The 1,446-nt window shown below is 73.2% G+C and carries 2 protein-coding genes; both read right to left on the bottom strand.

Annotated elements, in window-relative coordinates; translation table 11 throughout:
* On the bottom strand, window positions 1–1,182 hold a 1,182-nt coding region (locus EHS43_RS44470; protein WP_148104341.1), incomplete at its 3' end, for a ribonuclease D.
* A gap of 131 nt (window positions 1,183–1,313) precedes the next feature.
* Window positions 1,314–1,446 (bottom strand): LuxR C-terminal-related transcriptional regulator (locus tag EHS43_RS44465; RefSeq protein WP_221740828.1); only part of this gene is annotated, 133 nt, incomplete at its 5' end.

Genomic DNA, 1,446 nt, shown 5'->3' with positions numbered 1-1,446 from the left:
GACCACGGCCGGCGGCTCCCAGCACACCCGCCGCACGGTGTCCGGAGTGATCAGGTTCTCCTGCGGCATGTTCAGCGTCTCGGCCAGCGCCGACACCGCCGCCCGCGCCGCGGACAGCCGAGCCGCGGCCGCGGGATCCTTGTCGGCCCAGGCCCGCGGCGGCGGGGGCCCGGTGACGGGCTGGCCGGGCTGCGGCAACTGCGTCTCGGGCAGGGCCCTGGCCCGGTCGACGGCGGCCTGCCACTGTTCGAGCTGCCGGCGCCCCGTGCGATGCCCGAACCCGTTCAACGCGGCCAGCGCATGCACGTTCACCGGAACGGCGAGCGCCGCCTCGACGATCGCCGCGTCGGACAGCACCTTGCCCGGCGACACGTCCCGGCGCTGGGCGATCCGGTCCCGCGCCTCCCACAGCTCCCGCACGACGGCCAACTGCCGCCGACGCCGTACCTTGTGCATCCCGGAGGTCCGGCGCCAGGGATCCTTGCGCGGCTCGGCCGGCGGGGCCGAGGCGATCGCGTCGAACTCCTGGAGCGCCCACTCCAGCTTCCCCTGCCGGTCGAGCTCCTTCTCCAGCGCGTCGCGCAGATCGACGAGGAGTTCCACGTCCAGGGCGGCGTAGCGCAGCCAGGGCTCGGGCAGCGGGCGGGTCGACCAGTCGACGGCCGAGTGCCCCTTCTCCAGGACGAAGCCGAGCACCCCCTCGACCATGGCGCCGAGCCCGACCCGGGGGAACCCGGCGAGCCGGCCGGCCAGCTCGGTGTCGAAGAGGCGCGAGGGGACCATGCCTATCTCGCGGAGGCACGGAAGATCCTGGGTGGCGGCGTGCAGCACCCACTCCACTCCGGAGAGCGCCTCGCCGAGCCCCGAGAGGTCGGGACAGGCCACGGGGTCGATCAGCGCGGTCCCCGCGCCCGCGCGGCGCAACTGCACGAGGTAAGCGCGCTGGCCGTAGCGGTAGCCGGACGCCCGCTCGGCGTCGACGGCGACGGGGCCGGAGCCCGCGGCGAACGCGGCGATCGTCTCGGCGAGCGAGTCGTCGTCGGCGATCACGGGCGGAATGCCCTCGCGCGGCTCCAGCAGAGGGATCGGAGCCTCCGCGACAGAAGATCCGCCATCGTCCGGAGGAGCGCCTCCGGTGGTTCGCAGTGAAACGTCTGCTGCGGTCTCTTGGGCGTCGGTCACATGTCAAGGGTATCCGTGTATGGACAGCGCCTGCCGACGGAACGTTCCGTCGGCAGGCGCCTGGGGGTCGTAAACCAGTCAGCCCGGGGAAAGGCCTGGTTCACGTCCGTGAACAGTGAGGCGTGCGGGCCTCAGTGGATGATGCCGGTACGGAGGGCCACCGCCACCATGCCGGCGCGGTCTCCCGTGCCGAGCTTGCGGGCGATCCGGGCGAGGTGGCTCTTGACGGTCAGTGCGGACAGGCCCATCGAGACGCCGATCGCC

This window comes from Streptomyces sp. RP5T, assembly GCF_003933965.1.
Classification (GTDB): domain Bacteria; phylum Actinomycetota; class Actinomycetes; order Streptomycetales; family Streptomycetaceae; genus Streptomyces.
This window is presented reverse-complemented; position numbering and strand designations above follow the sequence as displayed.